Source organism: Flavobacterium commune (genome assembly GCF_001857965.1).
GTDB classification, from domain to species: domain Bacteria; phylum Bacteroidota; class Bacteroidia; order Flavobacteriales; family Flavobacteriaceae; genus Flavobacterium; species Flavobacterium commune.
Genome location: NZ_CP017774.1, coordinates 3,602,542 through 3,625,066 on the forward strand (window position 1 = coordinate 3,602,542; position 22,525 = coordinate 3,625,066).

Genomic DNA, 22,525 nt, shown 5'->3' on the forward strand with positions numbered 1-22,525 from the left:
AGTCTTAAAAGTTAAATAGAAAAGCAAAAGTCGAAAGTCAAAATTATACTTTCGACTTTCGACTTTAAAAAATTTGAATGTGTTATTTTTAGAAAACGAAAATAGCTCTTTCGCTCATCATTTCGTTTACTTCTTCAGCTACTTCTTCAATAACATCTTCGTTAGTATGATTTGTCAATACTTTATCAATCATAGCAACAATAGTTTCCATATCTTCTTCTACTAAACCACGAGTTGTGATTGCAGCAGTTCCCACACGGATACCAGAAGTAACAAATGGAGATTTGTCATCAAAAGGAACCATGTTTTTATTTACAGTGATTTCGGCTTTTACCAAAGCATTTTCAGCATCTTTTCCAGAAATCCCTTTGTTTCTTAAGTCAATTAACATCATGTGGTTATCAGTACCTCCAGAGATGATGTTGTATCCTCTTTTTACAAAAGCATCAGCCATTGCATTAGCATTCTTTTGCAATTGACGAGCGTAAGTAAAGAACTCATCTTGTAAAGCCTCACCAAAAGCAACCGCTTTAGCAGCGATAATATGCATTAAAGGCCCTCCTTGATTCCCAGGGAAAACAGCTAAGTCTAATAAAGCAGACATCATTCTGATTTCACCTTTTGGAGTAGTTAATCCCCATGGATTTGGGAAATCTTTCCCCATCAAAATCAAACCACCACGAGGTCCACGTAAAGTTTTGTGAGTTGTAGTAGTTACAATATGACAGTGAGGAATTGGGTCATTCAATAATCCTTTAGCAATTAATCCGGCTGGATGCGAAATATCAGCCATTAAAATAGCACCAACACTATCAGCGATTTCTCTAAAACGAGCAAAATCCATATCACGAGAATAAGCCGAAGCTCCAGCGATGATTAATTTTGGCTGCTCTTTAGTAGCAATTTCCTGAATTTTATCATAGTCTAAACGACCTGTTTCTTTGTCAACTCCGTAAAAAACAGGGTTGTAAACACGTCCTGAGAAGTTTACAGGAGAACCGTGAGTCAAGTGACCACCGTGAGATAAATCAAAACCTAAAATTTTGTCACCTGGTTTCAAACAAGCGTGAAACACAGACGCATTAGCCTGAGAACCTGAGTGAGGTTGAACATTAGCATACTCCGCTCCAAACAATTCTTTAGCTCTATCAATTGCAATTTGCTCAACAATATCTACTACTTCACAACCTCCGTAATATCTTTTACCTGGGTATCCTTCTGCATATTTATTTGTCAAAACTGAACCAGCAGCTTCGATCACCTCATCACTTACAAAGTTCTCAGAAGCAATAAGTTCTAATCCGTGTATTTGTCTGTCTTGTTCTTCAAGAATAAGTTCAAAAATTTGTTTGTCGCGTTGCATTTTTTAGATTTTAAATAATTTAGCGCAAAAATACAAAAAAACGTTTGTTAAACAGTTAGATTATGATATATTTGATATATAATTTTCAACAAAAAATTAACAAAATATGCCAATATCAGCCAACGATACCAAAAGAAAATCCTGGATAGAAGTTCCTAAAAACAGTGACTTTCCTATCCAGAACATTCCTTTTGGTGTTTTCCTAACTAAAGAAAATGTCGTAACGGTAGGAACCCGTATTGGAGATTCGGCTATAGATTTAGGCGCATTACAACAATTGGGCTATTTTTCAGGTATCGAATTGACTGACGATATGTTCATTCAGGACACTTTGAATGATTTTATTTCAGACGGAAAAAAAACCTGGCGATTAGTCCGCAATCGTATCGCAGATATTTTTGACGAAAATAATTCCACTTTGCGGGACAATCCGGAACACAAAAGCATCATTATATTTAAAATGGATGAAATCGAAATGCAATTACCTGTATTAATAGGTGATTACACTGATTTTTATTCGAGTAAAATTCATGCTTCGAATGTTGGAAAAATGATTCGCAACGAAGAAAACGCCTTATTACCTAACTGGCCTCAAATGCCTATTGGTTATCACGGAAGAAGTTCTACCATTGTGCCATCGGGAATTCCGGTACACCGCCCTTTTGGACAAAAACTGCCACAAGGTGAATCTACTCCGGTTTTTGGTTCTTCCCGCTCTATTGATTTCGAATTAGAAACTGCTTTCATCACTACCGATGCTAATATCATGGGTGAAATGATTCCTATTAGCGAAGCCGAAGATTATATCTTTGGAATGGTTTTATTAAACGACTGGACAGCACGTGATATTCAAAAATGGGAATACATGCCTTTAGGCCCTTTTTTATCCAAAAGTTTTGCCAGTTCAATTTCCCCATGGATTGTAACTATGGATGCTTTAGAACCTTTTAGAGTTTCCAGCCCTAAGCAAAATCCGAGTCCGCTTCCTTATTTACAACAAAAAGGGAAACATTCTTTTGACATCAATCTTGAAGTTGCCATACAGCCTGAAAACACTGAACCAACCATTGTATCTAAATCTAATTTTAAATACATGTACTGGACGATGAACCAACAATTAACACACCACACCTCTAATGGTTGCCGAATAAATTCAGGTGATATGATGGGATCAGGAGCTATTTCAGGCCCAAGTGAAGACAGTTATGGATCTATGCTGGAACTAACCTGGGGAGGAGAAAAGCCGCTTAAATTAAATGATGGCAGCGAACGAAAATTTATTAATGACAACGACACTGTTATCATCAAAGGTTTTTGCGAAAACAGTCAGGTCCGAATTGGTTTTGGAGAAGTTTCCAGTAAATTACTTCCTCCATTCGTTAGAAAATAATTTTAAATATATAAAACAAAAAGTCCCGTTTGTTAATTCAGACGGGACTTTTTTATTGGGACAAAGTAAAAAGATTACTTGTTTCCTTTTTCGAAATCAGCAACAAACTGAGCTAATCCGATATCTGTTAATGGGTGTTTCAATAAACCGTAGATTGAAGAAAGTGGTCCAGTCATAACATCAGCACCAATTTTAGCACAGTTAACAACGTGCATTGTGTGACGTACAGAAGCTGCTAAAATTTGAGTCTCATAACCATAGTTATCATAGATATCTCTAATTTCCTGAATCAAGTTTAATCCGTCAGTTGAAACATCATCTAATCTTCCTAAGAATGGAGAAACATAAGTAGCTCCAGCTTTAGCAGCCAATAAAGCCTGACCAGCAGAGAATACTAAAGTTACGTTTGTTTTAATTCCTTTGTCAGAAAAATATTTAGCTGCCTGAACACCTTCTTTAGTCATAGGCAATTTTACAACGATTTGTTCGTGTAATTCAGCTAATTCCTCACCTTCTCTTACCATTCCTTCAAAATCCAAAGCATTTACTTCAGCACTTACATCTCCGTCAACTAAGTTGCAGATGTCAACGTAGTGTTTCAAGATATTGTCTTTTCCGGTGATTCCTTCTTTAGCCATCAAAGATGGGTTTGTAGTTACACCATCCAAAACACCTAAAGATTGTGCTTCTTTAATTTGAGCCAAATTAGCCGTGTCAATAAAAAATTTCATAATTTATATATTTAATTGTTTTTAGATTATTCTTAAAAGTGTTTTTTTAACACTTGTTTTTTCTTCAACGTTTGCAAATTTACAACTTATAATGATTCATCAGCATTTTTTCATAAATTTTATCTGGTAATATGCGTTTTAACACAATTGAGAACTTTTGCATGAACGCACCTACCTTATAATGGATTTTAGGATTCTCTGTTTGTATAATACTAAAAACCGCTACTGCCATATCATTTGGATTGCTTCCACTATCCACATGTTCGTCTATCATTTTCAAAGTATTCCCATAAGGAACTTCATAAGCTGAACCTTTTACTAAAGGTGCATGAAAACGCCCCGAAGCAATATTAGTAGCAAAATCACCAGGAGCCACATTAGTAATATTGATTCCAAAAGATTTTACTTCCATATTCAAAGCTTCCGTTATCAACTCTAAAGCGCCTTTGGATGCCGAATAAACACTTCTGTAAGGTAAACCCATATAGCCGGCAATTGAAGTAACATTAATAATCAACCCTGATTTTTGTTGACGCATTTGTGGCAATACTGCCTTCATCACTTCGATAGGACCAAAAAAATTGGTTTCGAAATTATTTTTGATTTCAGAAGTTGGAATTTCTTCCAAAGGTCCAGTAATCCCTACTCCTGCATTGTTAATCACCACATCTAATCTTCCAGTTGTAGCAATTATTTTAGCAACAGTAGCCTGAATGCTTTCCACATTTCTAACATCTAAAGCCACTAAAGGAAAAACAGAATTCAAAACCTTTTCCGGATTTCTGCTGGTTCCATAAACAATAAAGCCTTTATGATGTAAAAATTCCCCAATAGATTTTCCTATTCCTGAAGAACCTCCAGTAATCAATACTACTTTGCTCATTGTTTAATTGTTTTTTTGTTAGACTGGGCCAAAAATAAAAAAATCCTCCCGAAGGAAGACTACTTTTGGTAAATTTTAGAAAAGAATCTGGTATGCCTCAGCAAACAGATTAAATAAAAAAAGGCAAGCGACCTACATCGCACCGCTCAACCGCGTACCCTTGCTATGTTCCCATCCTGGGGGAGTCTGCAGGAGCTGGTCGTGTAGGACTTGCCGGTGCAAATATACAATCTTTTTATATTTTTGCAAGCCCTTTTGTGTGCTTAAAATAACATTGTATATTAGGGCTTTTAAAAATCAGAACATGAAAAAACATAACTTACTATCTTTCATTTTATTAGGAACACTGCTTTCTAATTGTGGAGATACAAAAAATAGAGAAAATAGTATATTTAATTTTGATTCTTCCAAAATTTCGGCACAATATCATCCTCAGGAGACTGTTGATTTAAACATTTTGAATCCAAAATCAAAAGCAGTTGACAGTATTGTGTACTATGTTAACGATGTTAAAATTAAAACAGTAAAAGGTCTTGAAAAACTCGCTTTTGAATTAAAAGATCAAAAATTAGGCTATCAAAACATTAAAGCCTTAGTTTATTTTGAAGGTGAAAATGCCGAAACTACTGCTAGAATTGAAGTGGTTTCAAATGTAACTCCTAAATTATTAAAATACAAAATTGTAAATACCTACCCCCACGATGTAGCCTCTTTTACCGAAGGATTAGAATTTTACAAAGACACTTTGTATGAAAGTACAGGACAAAAAGGCAATTCGTATTTCAGAAAATACGATTACAAAACAGGAAAGGTCTACAAACAAATAACTCTTGACGAAAAATACTTTGGTGAAGGAATCACTTTTATCAACGGAAAATTATTTCAATTGAGCTGGCAGGAAAAAACAGGTTTTATCTACAATGCCAATACCTTAAAACTGGAAAAAACTTTTGCCTACACTAAAGACATCGAAGGCTGGGGAATGACCAATGACGGGAAATACATCTACCAATCGGACGGGACAGAGAAAATCTGGAAAATGGATCCTGAAACTCAAAAAATGATTGATTACATCAATGTTTACTCAGGAAGTTCTAAAATTAAGGCGGTAAACGAATTAGAACTTATTGATGGGAAATTCTATGCTAATATTTGGCAAAAAGATGCAATAGCTATTATAAATCCAGCAAACGGCGCAGTCGAAGCAATTTTGGATTTATCTAAATTACGCAAACAACTTAAAAGCGCAACTGCTGAAGTTTTAAACGGAATTGCCTACAACCCAAAAACTAAAACCATTTTTGTTACCGGTAAAAACTGGGATAAAATGTTTGAAATAACCATTTCTGAATAAGCTCCCACTATAATAGATAAAAAAAACGAGGAACATTGTCCTCGTTTTTTTTATCTAAAAATTAAAGTAATTATTTCAAATTAAAACTTGATTTAGAAACCAATTCTCCTTTATCAAAAACATTTATAAAATAAGTTCCTGCTACAAAATCTTTCCCTGGTAAGTTTTCTGAAACCTGAACCGTTTTATTTTCATATTTTACAGTACTTGTAAAGCTATAAGTTAAATCTTTACCATCAAAACTGATGTTTTTCTTCTCACCTAAAACATTGTTTTTACTATCGATTACCTGTACATAATAGGTTTTATCTCCTGATTGTGCAATTTCGTTACCAGCAATAGTAAAACTAATTTTCAGCATATTAGTTCTTCTGGCTTTTTCAGTTTCGATTTCTTTACCGGAACTTCTCACTTTATAAGCTGAACTTTGAATGTTCAAAACCGTTAATTTAGATCCTTTTTCAACAACCTTAGCTAATTCACTGTTTTGTCCTACTAATGCTTCATTGAATTTTTTAGATTCTGTCAAAACTACTGCAGTACTATCGCGCTGCGAAGTTAGTACCGTATTTTGTTTTTTCAAACCTTCATTTTCAGCCATCATGGCTTTCATTTTGTTTTGTAAAAAATTAAGCTGTGTTTTAAAAGCCGAAACATCACCTTTTGATTTTTTTACTTCAGCCATTAAGCTTACTACCTTATCTCTCTCCTGAATCAACTCGTCAGACATAGAAGTATTTTCGGCAATGGCTGCGTCATAAGTAGTTTTTAATTGTTCCAAGTCTTTTAATACAGATTCTTTTTCAGTTTCAGTTGTTTTTAAAACAGTTTGAACTTTATCTGTATCCGAAGATAATTTGAAAATATAAACTAAACTTCCCACTAATAAAACTGCCAATACAGCAATTACTGCTTTTAGACTTGAGCTACTTTGTTTGTTTTCCATTTTTTTAACGTTTTTTCGATTTTTATAATATCAAATTTAACAATATATATTTAACATATAACGTTGCTAAGGAAATTATATTATTTTTGAGGAAAAATTTTCTTTTGTATGGATAAATTTCTACCATTTACAATAAATGATCTAGCTAAGGTAACTAACCATAGAAGTGGAGAAATAAAATTTGGAGAAAAGATGCTTACGGTTCCTCATGGAGCCAACCCCATTTCCTATATTAAAAATACGGATGCCAAATATGTACTATTAGGAATTCCTGAAGACATTGGAATCAGAGCTAATTTTGGAAGACCCGGAGCGGCTTCGGCCTGGAATGAAGCCATTAAAAGCATTGCTAATATTCAGCATAATCGTTTTTGCAAAGGAAACCAAATCATTGTTTTAGGACAAATCAATGTTTTGGAAGAAATGAAAGAAGTCGAAAACTTAGATTTCAACAATATTGACGACCGCGTTAAACTGAGTCAATTAGTCCAAAAAATTGATAAAGATGTTTCGCATATTATTTTCAGCATTGTTAAATTAGGGAAAATTCCAATTATCATTGGCGGCGGACACAACAATGCCTACGGAAATATCAAAGGTACAGCTCTTGCCAAAGGAAAACCCATCAATGCCATTAACTTTGATGCTCATTCTGATTTTAGAATTCTAGAAGGACGCCATAGTGGCAATGGTTTTTCGTATGCTTACGAAGAAGGCTTTTTAAAAAAATATTTCGTCTTTGGACTACACGAAAACTACACCTCAAAAAGTGTTTTAGATATTATAAAAAAAACTGAAGACCGGGTTCGTTTTAACACCTACGACAGCATCAATATTCGAAAAGAAAAGAATTTCGGTCAGGAAATGATTTATGCTCTGGAGTTTATTAAATCAGAAACATTTGGGATTGAAGTAGATTTAGACGCTATTCCTAATATTGCCAGCAGTGCCATGACTTTAAGCGGTTTTTCGGTAGAAGAATTACGCCAGTTTGTTTCCTTTTTTGCAAAAAACAAAAATGCCGGCTATTTACACATTTGCGAAGGCGCACCCGATTTGGACGTTGATAAAAACAATCATCTGATAGGAAAACTCATTGGTTACCTCGTTACCGATTTTATAAAATCAAACTCAAATAAAAATATTTAAGAACTAAGTTCCTTATTTATATTTACTGAATACAAGCAATAAATCAGCATCAAGAATAATAATACTATCTTTGCACCGCTTATCGCTGTAACTGTTACAGGATAATTAATACCAAACTTATGTTATTCGAAGATTTATCACTTTCAAAAAGTATCCAAAAAGCCGTATTTGAACAAGGCTATACTAATCCCACTCCTATTCAGGAACAAGCCATTCCGCTAGTATTAGCAGGAAATGATTTAATAGGTTGTGCACAAACCGGAACAGGAAAAACGGCGGCTTTTGCCATTCCAATCATCCATCAATTACACCGAATTGTGGGTTCTTCAAAAAAACCAAAACAAATTCGTGCCTTAGTAGTTACACCTACAAGAGAATTGGCAGTACAAATAGGTCAAAGTTTTGACACTTATGCTAAATATACCAACCTTACCCAATTGACCATTTTTGGTGGTGTTTCACAAAATCCACAAGTAGATACACTGAAACAAGGTGTCGATATTTTGATCGCTACTCCGGGAAGATTATTGGATTTGCACAAACAGGGATTCGTTAACTTAGACCACTTACATACGTTAGTTTTAGACGAAGCCGATCAAATGCTCGATATGGGATTTGTGAACGATGTCAAGAAAATTGTAAAACTGACTCCTAAAAACAGACAAACTTTATTCTTCTCGGCTACTATGCCAATCGCCATCAGAGAATTAGCCGAAATGTTTTTGACCGATCCTGAAACCGTAACTGTTTCTCCTGTTTCTTCTACTGCTGAAAATGTAGAACAACGCATTTATTTTGTAGAAAAAGGCGAAAAAAGAAATCTTTTATACAGTTTGCTCCAAAACGAAAATCTTAGCGATGTATTGGTTTTTTCAAGAACAAAGCACGGAGCCGATAACGTGGTGAAAGCTTTGCGCAAAAAAAATATTGCTGCCGAAGCCATTCACGGAGACAAATCACAAAATGCCAGACAACGCGTTCTGGATGCTTTTAAAAATAAAGAAGTTGGCGTACTGGTTGCTACCGATATTGCTGCCCGCGGAATTGATATTGACCAATTGCCTTATGTTATCAATTTTGATTTACCTAATATCCCTGAAACTTATGTACACCGTATAGGAAGAACAGGACGTGCCGGAAATGGTGGAATTGCAATCTCTTTTTGCAGCAAAGACGAACACGGCTACTGGAAAGACATTCAAAAATTAATCAAGGTAGATGTAAAAACTATTAGTGATCATCCTTATCCCTGGCATGCTGGAAGCTCGGACGCAAAAGAAGAAAAACCCAAAAATTCAAACAGAAGTGGCGCTGCTCACAAATCGAGAAAGTCTAGTGCTTCTAAACAAAATAAAAAACGCTGGTATTAATTTCAGTAACTTTCACAACCGTAAATTAGTAAAACTATTTTACGGTTTTTTTTATATTTCTGATGTTTCTTTTAAAACCACAGCATTGATAATTTTGTACAGCTGTTTAGAATCAAAAGGTTTACTGATAATATCATCAAATCCCGCCGAAATAGCTTCTTCCGTTACTTCTTCCTTATCAAAGGCAGTTAAAGCAATAATAGGTGTTGTTATTCCTTTTTCACGAATTAGCTTAGTAGTTTCAAAACCATTCATTTCCGGCATATTAATATCCATCAGGACCGCGTCAAAATATTCCTTGTCAATCAATTCTAAAGCTTCTTTTCCGGAAGCGGTAGTTGTACATTTGTAATTGAATTTTTCAATTGTTTTTCTGGTAACAATAAGATTAATTACATTATCATCGACAATTAAAATTTTGAAAATAGGACTCGACGATAAATCAACATTAATATTATTGATTATGGCATTCGTTTTAGCCATATCGCTTTCAAAACCTATTGTAAAATTAAAAGTAGTTCCTATACCTAATTCACTTTTTAAATAAATGGTACTGTCAAATAATTGCAAAAGCTGCTTTACTATAGACAAACCCAAACCTGTACCCTGATAATCAATCTCTTTTCTGCCAACTTGTACAAATTTATCAAATATTTTATCCTGATTTTCCGGAGCAATCCCTACTCCATTATCTTCAATTTTGAATTCTATAAAATGAATTTGATCTTTAACATCGACTAAATGTGCTGAGATTGTAACCACTCCGTCCTGAGTAAATTTCAAAGCATTACTCATCAAATTAATAATAATTTGAGAAAATCGTAATTTATCTCCTATTAAGTATTCCGGTATTTTATTATCTATTACAACGTCAATAGAATTATTGTGTTTTTTAGCTAAAAATGATAATGAGTTTTTGATGAATTCAATTTCATCACTGATATTAAACGTCCTTTTTTCAAGCACAATTCTGTTTTCTTCAATTTTATTTATTTGCAAAACATCATTTACTAAAGCTAATAAATATTTTGCCGAAAACTTCAGCGATTTTAAATGGGGACTTTCAGATAATTCCCGATGTTCATCTTCCAACATATTAGTAATTCCGATTACACCATACAGCGGAGTACGTAATTCGTGCGTAATAGTAGATACAAACTGAGATTTTAACTTAGAACCTTCTTCAGCTTTTTCTTTGGCAAGTTGTAATTCTTTATTTTTATTAATTAATTCGATATTCTTTTCTTTCTTAAGATTATAATTTCGATACAAAGAATAAATCAAAAGTAATAAGATTACCAAACTAATAATCAACAAAATAGAAATCATTTTTGTTTTTTCTAAAACCTGAGCCTGAAGATTATTTTCAAATTCAATTTCGCTTATTTTTCTTTTATAAGCATCGATTTCAGAATTAACGATAGCAATATCAGCTGTTAATAATGGAACTGTATTTTGTTTTTCGCCATTACCTTTTTGATTCGAAATTAAATTCTCAGCTGTCGTTTTTGGCAATAACAAATTTTCGTTTTTAGCTCCGTTACCGTTTCCAACAGTATTTTGACTAAAAAGCGATAAGGATAATAATAAAAAAACAATCCGTATCAAATACATGGTTATTATATTAGCTTCAAATATAAAACAATCAATTGATTATGTATTCAATTGTAAGTTATATTTTAACAAAAAAAAAAATAGATTTTAATAAAACTATCAATCGCTTTTTTTATTCGGCTAACACAATAATTTCTTCATTTTGTTGTTCCCATTTTCCAACTACTGATGTAGCCAAAGCATTCCCTAAAACATTAGTAGCACTACGAAACATATCGCAAAAATGATCAATTGGTAAAATTAGTGCAATTCCCTCAACCGGAATGTCAAACATTCCGCAAGTGGCAGCCACAACTACTAAACTTGCTCTTGGCACACCTGCAATACCTTTACTGGTAAGCATCAAAACTAAAAGCATAGTCATTTGAACACCCAAATCTAAATGAATTCCATAAGCCTGAGCTATAAAAATACTAGCAAAAGTCATATACATCATACTGCCATCCAAATTAAAAGAATAACCTAAAGGCAACATAAACGAAACAATCCTGTCTTTAACCCCAAAACGTTCCAGTTCTTCTGTAAGCTTAGGAAAAACAGCTTCACTACTTGTGGTTCCAAAAGCAATAATTAAAGGGCCAATAATTCTTTTAAGCAAAATGGTCATTCGACCTTTAAGAAAAATATAACCTACTAATATCAATACAATCCAAATTGAAGAAATTCCAATTAAAAAAGAACCGAAAAATTTAAAATAGGTTATCGCCAATTCCTGAAAATCCCTCACAGCAAATACAGCAGCAATAGCGCCAAAAACACCTATAGGAGCAAATTTCATGACGTAATTAACCATTTTTAATACAATATGAGAAGTTTTATCTAAAGCACTAACGACAGGTTTTACGTAATCTCCCAAAGATGCAGCGGCTAAACCAAAGAAAATAGAGAAAATAACAATTTGCAAAATTTCATTAGTAGCCATTGCTTCAAAAATACTTTTAGGGACAATATGTTCTATAAAATTTTCGAAAGATATATTTTGTGTTTTGGCCGTTACCTCTGAAACAGAAGCCAAATCAACGTTTGACAAATTAAGTCCTACTCCGGGTTGAAGCAAGTTTACAAAAAACATCCCTAATAACAATGACAGGAATGAGGCCGTAAAAAACCATGCTAATGATTTTCCTCCAATTCTCCCTACCGTTTTAATATCTCCTAATTTAGCAATTCCAACAACCAAAGTGGTAAACACTAAAGGAGAGATAATCATTTGGACTAACCGAATAAAAACGGTAGCCAACATTTTTATTTTACTACTAAACGATTGAGCTGCTTCTACCGCAAGTGAATTATGAATAATAACACCTAAAACGGCACCAAGAAACATTGCAATTAAAATCTGGAAAGTAAGATTTCCTAAAAGTGATGGTTTTGAGGTATTCTTTTGCGTCATTTTATCTAGCTTTAAAGTTAAAATCCGGACAAAATGTACAAAAAAAAGGTGAGTATAATAAAAATTAATACCTCACCTTTTTATATTTATTATATTACTAAAAAACAATATGATTATTTCAAAAATATCGTTTATTAATAGGTTTTATTTATCAAATAAAAATCTGCCAATACAATTGCTGCCATAGCTTCAACAATAGGCACAGCACGAGGAACTACACAAGGATCATGACGACCTTTACCTGTCATCTCGGTGATATTCCCTTTATTGTCTAATGAATCTTGTTTTTGCATAATAGTAGCCACCGGCTTGAAAGCTACACGGAAATAAATATCCATTCCGTTGCTTATTCCTCCCTGAATTCCTCCTGAAAGATTGGTTTTGGTAGTTCCATCAGCATTGTATAAATCATTATGCTGGCTACCTTTCATTTTCGAACCTTCAAAACCGCTTCCAAATTCAAATCCTTTTACCGCATTAATAGAAAGCATGGCTTTTCCTAATTCGGCATGCAATTTATCAAAAACAGGCTCCCCAAGTCCAATAGGCACATTTTGAATCACACAAGTAACCACACCACCTACAGTATCTCCTTCTTTACGAATTTGCTTGATGTAATCTTCCATTGTTGCAGCCATGGCTTCGTCAGGACAACGTACCGGATTGCTTTCTATTTTAGAAAAATCCAATTCCTCATAGGATTTATCCAAAGAAAGAGGTCCTACAGCCGAAACATAAGCATTTATCTTGATTTCAGACAACATTTGTTTTGCTATAGCTCCCGCTACTACTCTACTAGCTGTTTCACGAGCCGAACTTCTTCCTCCTCCACGATAATCTCTAAAACCGTATTTTTGATCATACACATAATCGGCATGACTAGGTCGGTAATTGTCTTTTATATGAGAATAATCGTCTGATTTTTGATTGGTATTTGGAATAATAAAACCAATAGGCGTACCAGTTGTTTTACCTTCAAAAATTCCGGATAAAAACTGAACATCATCCGGTTCTTTTCTTTGTGTAACAATAGCTGATTGTCCTGGTTTTCTTCTTGACATTTCCAGTTGAATAGCATCAAAATCTAATGCAATTCCTGATGGGCAACCATCAATGATTCCTCCTAAAGCTTCTCCGTGTGATTCTCCAAAAGTTGTTATTCTAAATAGTGTTCCGTAGCTATTTCCTGCCATTATAATTAATTTTGAACAAAAATACTATTTTAGTTTTAGCTTTAAAAATTAATGATTTAAAGATTTCAATCTTAGTCATAAAATTGCTTCTTTATTTACAAACAACAACCTATTTGTTAACCTTAACTTTAAGATAAATTCACGTTTAGAGCGTTAATTTGCATAACAACAAATGAATAAATCAATTGAAAAAAAGAAAAGTTGAAGTAGTTGTAATTTCCGATGTTCATCTGGGAACTTACGGAAGTCATGCCAAAGAATTATACAATTATCTGTCGTCTATAAAGCCTGAAATTTTAGTACTCAATGGCGATATTATTGACATTTGGCAATTTAGAAAATCCTATTTCCCTAAATCACATTTAAAAGTAATCCAAAAAATCATCAGCTTTGCTTCTAAAGGAACTAAAGTCTATTACATTACCGGAAATCATGACGAAATGCTCCGAAAATTTACCGAAATGAATATGGGGAATTTTATCTTAGCCGATAAAGTGGTTTTAGAAATGAACGATAAGAAAGCCTGGATTTTCCACGGTGATGTTTTTGATGCTTCGGTGAATCATGCCAAATGGATTGCCAAACTTGGCGGTTTGGGTTATGATTATTTAATTCTAATTAACCGCTTTTTTAATTGGTGTTTAAACAAAATGGGGAAAGAACCTTATTCTTTTTCTAAAAAAATAAAGGCGAGTGTAAAAAAAGCAGTCAAACACATTTCGGATTTTGAAGAAACTGCAACTGAATTAGCAATCGAAAATAAATACGATTATGTTATATGTGGTCATATTCACGAACCAAAAATTCTCAAAAAAGAGAACAAAAACGGTTCAACTATGTACTTGAACTCGGGAGATTGGGTAGAAAATCTTACATCTTTAGAATACAACAGAAAAAAGTGGAAATTATATCGATACCAGGAGTCAAAATATAATGAAACTATAAATCTTGCCGAGAAAGAAGAACTTACTGGAGAACAACTAATTGCATCAATAATCCTTTCAAAATAAAACTTCATAATCCTTTTTTTGCTAAAAAAAGATGGGAATTCTATAAAATTTTATAATTATATAATAAACTTAGCGTTTGATAATAATTGTAAATTTGTAATAAAATAAAACAAAACTTTATTTATGAAAAAAATTATTTTATCAGCTTTTATGCTAATGGGATTAGCATTTAGCACACAAGCACAGGAAATTTCAAAAAATGCTTTAGGTTTGCGTTTGGGTGACAATGATGGTTTTGGTGGTGAGATTTCATACCAAAGAGGATTGTCTGACAACAACCGTTTAGAATTAGATTTGGGATGGAGAAACAGCAACAATGTTGATGCTTTCAAATTAACTGGTATCTACCAATGGGTTTGGAACATTGACGGAGGTTTCAACTGGTACGCTGGTGTTGGTGGAGGTTTAGGTAGCTGGAGCATAGACAATAATGCTATTGACGATAGCGGAACTTTTGCTTTTGTAGCTGGTAACCTTGGTATTGAATATGGTTTTGACGAAGTGCCAATTCAACTTTCTTTAGACATCAGACCTGAGTTGTATTTCAATTCTGATGATTTTAGAAATGATAACTTTGGTCCGGACATCGCTTTAGGTATCAGATATCAATTCTAATCTAAAAAAGAATTACATATTAAAAATGCCACTTGCTAGTGGCATTTTCTATTTTATAACAATTTGCTTTTTCGAATTGATTTTCACTACAGTATAAGGATAAGTAATTTGTTGAATCAACATTGCTCCCGGTTCAGGCTTTGTTTCTTTTAGAGTGATAACAATTTCGGTTTCAGTTTCAGTAACATTATCAACTGTTATCGAATAGCCGCCAGTATTTTTTTCGCCCATATTCAATACAACAAAATTAGATTGCTGAACATCATCAGTATTAATTTTTCCTTTCAGTTTTTCGTCGTTTAACAACATTTTAATTTCATTGGATTCTGATAGAATTTCATAAAAATTAATATTTGCTCCTCCGTCGTTTTGCTGTAATAAAACTTCGTACAAAGGTTTATTCACATTAGTTTTTTGTGTGGTACTACAGGAAAACATCACTAAAAGCATTGCTACCGAAACTAACGTTTTTTTCATTTTTATAGAAATATCAATTAGCGATTTAATCATCATGGGGTTTCGTCGAATGTTTGGCTTTTTTAGTGTATTTTTTAATTGCTTTTTCATAAATATCAATATAAATAGGCAAAATATGTTTGATGTCAAACTTCTTAGCTACCGTTAAGGCATTCTCTTTGAATTGGGCTAAAACGGTATCGTCTTTTAATATTTTCAAGGCATTTTCGGCCATTTCGTCAATATTACCTACAGTACTTAAATAACCGGAAACTCCCTCAAAATTCACCTCAGGCAAACCTCCTGAATTACTTGAAATAACTGGAACTCCCCAAGCCATTGCTTCCAGAGCTGCTAATCCAAAACTCTCTGTTTCTGACGGTAATAAAAACAAATCCGAATTGCTTAAAATTTTATCAATTTCGTTACTGTTACCAAAAAAGATTACCTTCTCTAATATCCCTAATTCCTGACACAATAATTCCGCCTTTTCTTTTTCCGGTCCATCACCTACCATCAATAATTTGGCTGGAATTTCTTTTTGTATTTTGTAAAAAATTCGAATAATATCCGGAATGCGTTTTACTTTTCTAAAATTAGAAATATGTGTAATAATACGCTCTTCGGGTTTAGCAATAAGCGTTCGCTGGCAAGGAATATTATAATCTTTTACGTTTTTGTCTAACTCAATAAAGTTAGGTATAACATGAATATCTCTCTTGATATTAAACAATTTATAGGTATCTTCTTTTAAACTTTGAGAAACAGAAGTTACCACATCTGATTTATTGATGCTAAAACTCACCGCAGGTTTATAATGCGGATGATTCCCCACCAAAGTAATATCTGTTCCATGAAGTGTTGTAATCATTGGGATTTCAATTCCTTCATTTTTAAGCATTTGCTTAGCCATATAACCTGCATAAGCGTGAGGAATAGCATAGTGTACATGCAACAACTCTATTTTATAAAGTTTGACCATATCGACCAGTTTACTCGATAAGGCTAATTCATAAGGTTGATAATGAAATAAAGGATACTCGGGAACGTTTACTTCGTGATAATGCACATTAGGATTCAACAAAGCCAGACGTACTGGCTGACTGTAGGTTATAAAATGAACTTCATGTCCTAAACGAGCTAATTCTAAACCTAATTCGGTAGCTACAACACCACTTCCTCCAAAGGTTGGATAACAAACTATTGCTATTTTCATGTATAAATTTTAGTACTACGAATGTACTGAAAAAGCAATAAAAAAGAGTTAAATTAAGTTAAAACTAAGTGTTTGAAACAAAATCATCAGCATAAAAAAAGGAGAACAAAATTCTCCTTTTCTATTTTATTAAAAAAATCTACTGTGCCAGCTATCGGCTGCGGGAACTTCCCAGGATTCATTGTATTCCTGAATATTGTTAATCAGATTATTAAAAACAATTGTGTTTTCGGTAACCGCTTTATCCTTTACCATTTTTTTGAAATCAATCAATGGCTTATGAGCAATATGTTCTCCTAATTTAAAAGTTACATTCATTTTATCCAACAAATCAACTCCATATTTTTGTTCCAAACTTTGAATAAAAACCACCGAAGCATCAATAGAACAACCTGTAGCAGCTTGCACCTCCTGATTAACAGCAATAATAATAAATCGATTGTATTTTAATTGATAAGAAGCTTCTAAACTAGTTCCGTGTGCAGCCCAACCGTTAAGAAACAATTCTAAATCTTTTTCAATTTCAGAAAATTCGGCATCCGAAAATTTTCTATTTGATTGATAAATCCAAATTCTGGATTCTTCCGGTAAATTTTCAAATGGTACGTACATGATATATTAAGTTATTTTATTTTTATTAAATTCAAAATGAGGAAACCATACCAAATCCAAGTTGTTTTCCATCATAATAGGGAACAAATACTGATTTTCTATTTTTATGCTTTTTTGACGACAGCAGTTTATTTACTGCTGGATGCAACCAGTAAGCTGCTTTTGCACTCAAAATTCCTATACCTGCTCCTGCAATAACATCAGTAAGCCAATGCCTGTCATTATACATTCTAAAAGCTCCTGTTCCTGCCGCAACAGCATATCCTGCCACACCATACCAAGGCGAAACCTCTTTGTATTCCTGATACATTAATTCAGCCCCCATAAAGGCTATTGCAGTATGCCCTGAAGGAAACGAATCGAAACTGGAACCATCCGGTCTTTCAACATTAGTTGTCGTTTTAAGCGTTCCTACAGTTATTCCCATAATTAAAGTAGCAGTTGCAAGAATAATCGTTTTATCTCTAAGATTATTCTTCCCTTTTACACCAAAAGCTTCTAAAGCATATAATGAAGCTGCGGGTGCATAAAGAGTAAAATCATCTATAGTAAACTTTTTGTCGAAATTTTCATTAACCTCTTCCTTAATTTCAGAATTAACCGATTTTAAAAAATCACTTCCAAGCCCAACTACTCCATAACCAATTAAAACAGTGGGAATAATTAATTGCTTTTTATTAAAATGCAATTGCTCTTTGGTTTTTATCTCTAAAGTATCTGTTTTCTTTTCATCATAATTAGTCTGAGCTTGCAAAACAAAACTCATACATAGCATTATAAAAAAAACAGATTTTTTTAAAATCATATTTTTAGATAGTTAAAAAGTAACTACAAATCCTGTGCATTAGCAATTAGCTCAGCAATATCCATTACTTTCACATCTGCTTCTTTCTCTTTGTGTTTGATACCATCAGTCATCATGGTATTGCAAAACGGGCATCCGGTAGCAATTATTTCCGATTGAGTCTCTAAAGCATCTTCGGTTCTTTCGACATTGATTTCTTTATTTCCTTTTTCGGCATCTTTAAACATCTGCGCTCCACCGGCTCCACAACACAATCCATTAGCTTTAGAACGCTTCATTTCGACCAACTCTACGTCTAATTTTTCAATTAGATCACGAGGTGCTTCGTAAACTTTATTAGCTCTTCCCAAATAACAAGGATCATGAAAAGTGATTTTTTTGCCTTTAAACTGACCTCCTTCAATAGTCAATCTACCGTCATTTAACAAGGATTTTAAAAATTCAGTATGATGAATCACTTCATAATGACCTCCTAATTCAGGATATTCATTTTTTAATGTATTGAAACAATGCGGACAAGCAGTAACAATTTTCTTCGCTTCATAAGCATTCAGCACTTCGATGTTCATCATGGCCTGCATCTGAAACAAAAATTCATTTCCGGCTCTTTTTGCAGGATCTCCAGTACAACTTTCTTCAGTACCCAGCACTGCAAATGGAACATTGGCACGATTTAAAATACGCACAAATGCTTTTGTTATTTTTTTGGCTCTATCGTCAAAACTCCCTGCACAACCTACCCAAAATAACACTTCCGGTTGCTTTCCTTGGGCCAGCATTTCTGCCATTGTAGGTACTATCAAATTTTCTGACATAACACTAAGTTATTTTGTTTATTGTTTAGGGTTTATGGTTTGTTACTGTTTTATAATTTTATAAATATTTGTTTTTAATCATACCAAAAACTATTAACTATTTTAGTCATTTTTCCAATTCAATCGGTCTTGCTGATTGTATGGCCAAGGCGCACCATTGTTTTCCACATTAGTCATCATGGCGTTTAATGTTGCTGGTGCAGCACTTTGCTCCATTACCAGATAGCGACGCATATCCATAATAATTGACAACGGACTTATGCTTACAGGACATTCCTCCACACAAGCATTACAAGAAGTACAAGCCCACAATTCTTCGGGAGTGATATAATCATTCAACAATGACTTATTATCCGGTACAAAAACACCTTTATTGGCATCGATATTTTTACCTACTTCCTCCATTCTATCACGGGTATCCATCATAATTTTACGAGGAGATAATTTCTTACCCGTTATATTAGCCGGACAAACCGATGAACATCTTCCACATTCGGTACAAGTATAAGCATTAAGCAATTGTACCCAATTTAAATCCTGAACATCGCTGGCTCCAAATTTAGCAGGAACTTCGCCTTCTTGAGCTGCCGGTGCCGCAAATGGATCAGCATTAGGATACATCATCATTTTAACTTCTTTAGTAACCGAAGCCAAATTATCAAACTCTCCTAACGGATTTAAATTGGCAAAATAAGTATTTGGGAAAGCTAAAACGATGTGCAAATGTTTAGAATAGTATAAATAGTTTAAAAATGCCATCACCATTAATAGATGTCCCCACCATCCTACTCGTTCTAAAATATGTAACGTACTTTCATTCATTCCGCCAAACATGGCAGGTCCTAAATGCTGTGAAACTGCAAAATTAAATGAACCAGTTCCTTCAAAATGAGATTTCCCTAATAAGTATAAAACTTCATCGGTTCCATTCATCGTAAAAATACAAATCACCAGAATTAATTCCATGATAAGAATCAAATTGGCATCCTTTTTAGGCCACCCCAATAATTCCGCTTTATTTAATCGTGGTAATTTTAAAAGATTTCTTCTCGATAAAAACGCCACCGTCGCAATTAATGCTAATAAAGAAAGTATTTCTATAAAACTTATTAAAAAAGTATAAAAACCTCCTAAACCGGTCTTAAAGAAACGATGTGAACCCGATAAACCATCTATAAATATTTCTAACAACTCAATTTGAGTAATTACAAAAGCAGCATATAACATAAAATGCAACAGTGCCGGAATAGGTCTGGTAAACATTTTTTTCTGCCCCAAGGCAATTAACGCCATGTTTTTCCATCGTTGTTTTGAATTGTCTTTTCTATTCACATCAATACCCAGATTAATGTTGCGGTAGATTTTTTTTATATTAGAAATGAAATATCCAAAACCAACAATTAAAACGATAGCAAATAATATATTATCTAAATAACTCATGTCTTGTTAGTTTTTAACCTTCGAAATGGTATCATTAGGTGCTTTATAGGGCTTGTTTTTCTTTCCAAAAAGAGAAACATTAACATATCTTGTAGGATACAAACGAAGATCCTGAAGTAATAGTTCTAATTCCTTAGAAGTACTGGATAAATTATTATAAAAAACATCGTCTTTTAACAACTTGCCCATACTTCCGTTTCCGGCTTCTAAACCAGCCATGATTCCATTTACTTTGGTCAAAGTTGTATTTAAACTCTTCACTGTTTTTCCTAAATCGGCTTTATTTAAAGAATCGGATATTTTAGAAAAATTACTGGAAACTTTATTAAAGTTCGCAACAGTTCCCGAAATTTGAGCTTTGTTTTCGGCTAACATCGAGTTAACTCCGGCAGAAGCCTGATGAAACTGTTCCATAGTTTTGCTCAACTCAGCTAAACTTTTCTTTAAATCATCCTGTGTTTTCTTGTCTAAAACATTATTAATACCTGTAATTAGATTATCGGCATTCACTAATATTTTTTCGATTTTGTCCTGAAGCGGAACTAATTTTTTACTCAAAGATTCGGTCATTCCTAATCGCACATTTGCTTTTAGGTAATCTCCTGATTCTATATTTGTTTTATCTGTAAAATTAGGCTCTATGGCAATTTGTTTTCCGCCTATAAATCCCGGTTCATAGATAGTTGCAGTACTTTTTTTAGAAATAGGGAAATCGGTATCAATTTGCAACTCAACTAATAATTTAGCTGTATTAGGGTTTATTGTAATTTTTTCTATTTTTCCAATAACCAATCCATTTAAAGTTACCGGAGCTGATGGAGACAAACCTTCGACACTATCATACTCTACATACAATGTAGTATAGCTATGAAAAAGATCTTTTCCCTTTAAAAAACTATAACCCCAAATAAATAATAATATCGATGCAATTACTAAAATTGCAGTTTTAATCTCTCTTGTTAGTATCAAAATATAAGTTTTAGTGCAAATTTAATATAAATAATTAGACTTGGTGTTATTTAATTGCTTCTTGAATATCGATTTCATTACCATTTTTAAAAGCAACTAAATATGCCGAATCAAAACCTTTAGCTTTGGCTTCTGTTAAAAGATTTTTGGAAAGCTCATAATCAGAAGTTTGTCCATAAAAGTACTTATAATTTTTACCACTAGAAATCATCGATATGTCTTTTAAGCCTTTGAAGTTTTTAGGAGCCAACTCTAATTTTCTACGTGAAACGGCTAATTGTACCTTGAAAACAATATCGGGGTTTGATTTCTTAGGTTCTTCAACTGATTTAGTACTTGCGGTAGTGTCTTCTGAATTTTCAATCATTCGTTGTGATGGCTTAACAACTTCTGATTCCTCGCCTCCAAAATATTCGCTTTTATAACTAATGATTGCATCAGCAATAGCACGGGCAATATCATCCTGACCTTCTTCTGAAGCAAGAATATTTCCTTCAACATAATTCGAAATAAACCCCATTTCGATTAAAACTCTCGGCATATAAGCTTTGTGAAGCACCATAAAAGGAGCTTGTTTTACTCCTCCGCCTCTGATTTTCTTACCTAATGCTGCAAAACCATTTTGTATTTTACTGGCTAAAGAAATACTGTTATCCAAATATTCTTCCTGCATTAAAGTAAAACCAATCATCGTTTCGGGAGAATTAGGATCAAAACCTTCGTATTTTGTTTGATAGTCTTTTTCCAGAGTAACTACTGCATTTTCCTTTTTAGAAGCTTCCAGGTTAGAGGCAATTTTAGTCATCCCCATTACATAGGTCTCTGTTCCGTCGGCAGCAGTATTTCTATTGGCATTACAGTGAATAGAAACAAAAATATTAGCGTTAGCTCGATTAGCAATATTAGCTCTTTCGATCAAATCAATAAAAACATCGGTTTTTCGGGTATAAATAACACTGACTTTAGGATGTGATTCCAAAATTTTACCCACTTTTAAAACTACTGCCAAAGCAATATTTTTTTCAACATGACCGTTATAAGCCGCTCCAAAATCGTGTCCGCCATGACCTGCGTCCAATGTAACCTTAAATACCTGATCGGATTGTGAAAAAACAAGACTACTAACCATCATCATTAAAACAGCAAGCAGCACATCAGTTTTTTTATATTTTTTCATTATTCTCAACATAAATTTTTTACA

Annotated in this window: 21 protein-coding genes and 1 other RNA gene; 6 read left to right on the plus strand and 16 right to left on the minus strand. The window is 33.6% G+C overall.

What is annotated here, in order from left to right; genetic code table 11:
* Positions 1-88 precede the first annotated feature (88 nt).
* Complete coding sequence (glyA, locus tag BIW12_RS14975; protein ID WP_071185854.1) at positions 89-1,363, minus strand: serine hydroxymethyltransferase; 1,275 nt, start codon at positions 1,361-1,363, stop codon at positions 89-91.
* Between the two features lie 106 nt (positions 1,364-1,469).
* On the opposite strand from glyA, the gene fahA reads away from it, so the two are divergent.
* The gene (gene fahA, locus BIW12_RS14980; protein ID WP_071185855.1) at positions 1,470-2,753 is read left to right on the plus strand and encodes a fumarylacetoacetase; all 1,284 of its coding nucleotides are present in this window, start codon (positions 1,470-1,472) and stop codon (positions 2,751-2,753) included.
* A gap of 74 nt (positions 2,754-2,827) precedes the next feature.
* Here fahA and fsa read toward each other — a convergent pair whose 3' ends face one another.
* From fsa to ffs, 3 genes are all read right to left on the minus strand, one after another.
* Positions 2,828-3,484 carry a fructose-6-phosphate aldolase gene (gene fsa / locus BIW12_RS14985; RefSeq protein WP_071185856.1) on the minus strand — a complete coding sequence of 219 codons (657 nt, stop codon included), beginning with the start codon at positions 3,482-3,484 and terminating at the stop codon, positions 2,828-2,830.
* 79 nt (positions 3,485-3,563) lie between these two features.
* On the minus strand, positions 3,564-4,367 hold the full coding sequence (locus tag BIW12_RS14990; RefSeq protein ID WP_071185857.1) for an SDR family oxidoreductase: 804 nt from the start codon (positions 4,365-4,367) through the stop codon (positions 3,564-3,566).
* 118 nt (positions 4,368-4,485) lie between these two features.
* Positions 4,486-4,583: signal recognition particle sRNA small type (gene ffs / locus BIW12_RS14995), an RNA gene on the minus strand.
* Positions 4,584-4,671: 88 nt separating this feature from the next.
* On the opposite strand from ffs, the gene BIW12_RS15000 reads away from it, so the two are divergent.
* Positions 4,672-5,721, plus strand: a complete 1,050-nt coding sequence (locus BIW12_RS15000) for a glutaminyl-peptide cyclotransferase (protein ID WP_071185858.1) — start codon at positions 4,672-4,674, stop codon at positions 5,719-5,721.
* A 70-nt stretch (positions 5,722-5,791) separates the two neighbouring features.
* Here the strand turns inward: BIW12_RS15000 and BIW12_RS15005 are convergent, their stop codons facing one another.
* Positions 5,792-6,667 carry a hypothetical protein gene (locus tag BIW12_RS15005; RefSeq protein WP_071185859.1) on the minus strand — a complete coding sequence of 292 codons (876 nt, stop codon included), beginning with the start codon at positions 6,665-6,667 and terminating at the stop codon, positions 5,792-5,794.
* 108 nt (positions 6,668-6,775) lie between these two features.
* Here BIW12_RS15005 and BIW12_RS15010 point away from each other — a divergent pair, with 108 nt between their 5' ends.
* Positions 6,776-7,816 carry a formimidoylglutamase gene (locus BIW12_RS15010; protein WP_071185860.1) on the plus strand — a complete coding sequence of 347 codons (1,041 nt, stop codon included), beginning with the start codon at positions 6,776-6,778 and terminating at the stop codon, positions 7,814-7,816.
* A 119-nt stretch (positions 7,817-7,935) separates the two neighbouring features.
* Entirely contained in the window at positions 7,936-9,186 is a 1,251-nt protein-coding gene (locus BIW12_RS15015) for a DEAD/DEAH box helicase (protein ID WP_071185861.1), read from the plus strand.
* Positions 9,187-9,237: 51 nt separating this feature from the next.
* Here the strand turns inward: BIW12_RS15015 and BIW12_RS15020 are convergent, their stop codons facing one another.
* The 3 genes from BIW12_RS15020 to aroC form a co-directional block, all read right to left on the minus strand.
* Complete coding sequence (locus BIW12_RS15020; protein ID WP_071185862.1) at positions 9,238-10,800, minus strand: response regulator; 1,563 nt, start codon at positions 10,798-10,800, stop codon at positions 9,238-9,240.
* Positions 10,801-10,912: 112 nt separating this feature from the next.
* Entirely contained in the window at positions 10,913-12,193 is a 1,281-nt protein-coding gene (locus BIW12_RS15025) for a dicarboxylate/amino acid:cation symporter (RefSeq protein ID WP_071185863.1), read from the minus strand.
* Positions 12,194-12,327: 134 nt separating this feature from the next.
* Positions 12,328-13,386 (minus strand): chorismate synthase, encoded by a 1,059-nt coding sequence (gene aroC, locus BIW12_RS15030; RefSeq protein WP_071185864.1) that lies wholly within the window; start codon positions 13,384-13,386, stop codon positions 12,328-12,330.
* Positions 13,387-13,571: 185 nt separating this feature from the next.
* Between aroC and BIW12_RS15035 the strand changes: the two genes are divergently transcribed.
* The gene (locus tag BIW12_RS15035; RefSeq protein ID WP_071185865.1) at positions 13,572-14,396 is read left to right on the plus strand and encodes a UDP-2,3-diacylglucosamine diphosphatase; all 825 of its coding nucleotides are present in this window, start codon (positions 13,572-13,574) and stop codon (positions 14,394-14,396) included.
* A 123-nt stretch (positions 14,397-14,519) separates the two neighbouring features.
* Complete coding sequence (locus BIW12_RS15040) at positions 14,520-15,011, plus strand: porin family protein (RefSeq protein WP_071185866.1); 492 nt, start codon at positions 14,520-14,522, stop codon at positions 15,009-15,011.
* 48 nt (positions 15,012-15,059) lie between these two features.
* Here the strand turns inward: BIW12_RS15040 and BIW12_RS15045 are convergent, their stop codons facing one another.
* The 8 genes from BIW12_RS15045 to BIW12_RS15080 form a co-directional block, all read right to left on the minus strand.
* A complete protein-coding gene (locus tag BIW12_RS15045; RefSeq protein WP_071186479.1) occupies positions 15,060-15,488 on the minus strand; it encodes a protease complex subunit PrcB family protein in 429 nt (142 codons plus the stop codon).
* A 25-nt stretch (positions 15,489-15,513) separates the two neighbouring features.
* Positions 15,514-16,683, minus strand: coding sequence for an N-acetyl-alpha-D-glucosaminyl L-malate synthase BshA (bshA, locus tag BIW12_RS15050; RefSeq protein ID WP_071185867.1), 1,170 nt, complete (start codon positions 16,681-16,683; stop codon positions 15,514-15,516).
* A 129-nt stretch (positions 16,684-16,812) separates the two neighbouring features.
* Entirely contained in the window at positions 16,813-17,295 is a 483-nt protein-coding gene (locus BIW12_RS15055) for an ABC transporter ATPase (RefSeq protein WP_071185868.1), read from the minus strand.
* A 31-nt stretch (positions 17,296-17,326) separates the two neighbouring features.
* Complete coding sequence (locus BIW12_RS15060) at positions 17,327-18,061, minus strand: phosphatase PAP2 family protein (RefSeq protein ID WP_198033427.1); 735 nt, start codon at positions 18,059-18,061, stop codon at positions 17,327-17,329.
* 62 nt (positions 18,062-18,123) lie between these two features.
* Entirely contained in the window at positions 18,124-18,915 is a 792-nt protein-coding gene (locus BIW12_RS15065) for a (Fe-S)-binding protein (RefSeq protein WP_071185870.1), read from the minus strand.
* Between the two features lie 102 nt (positions 18,916-19,017).
* Positions 19,018-20,355 (minus strand): 4Fe-4S dicluster domain-containing protein, encoded by a 1,338-nt coding sequence (locus tag BIW12_RS15070; protein WP_071185871.1) that lies wholly within the window; start codon positions 20,353-20,355, stop codon positions 19,018-19,020.
* Between the two features lie 6 nt (positions 20,356-20,361).
* Entirely contained in the window at positions 20,362-21,324 is a 963-nt protein-coding gene (locus BIW12_RS15075; RefSeq protein WP_071185872.1) for an MlaD family protein, read from the minus strand.
* A 46-nt stretch (positions 21,325-21,370) separates the two neighbouring features.
* Positions 21,371-22,501, minus strand: a complete 1,131-nt coding sequence (locus BIW12_RS15080) for an N-acetylmuramoyl-L-alanine amidase family protein (protein ID WP_071185873.1) — start codon at positions 22,499-22,501, stop codon at positions 21,371-21,373.
* Between the last annotated feature and the right edge of the window lie 24 nt (positions 22,502-22,525).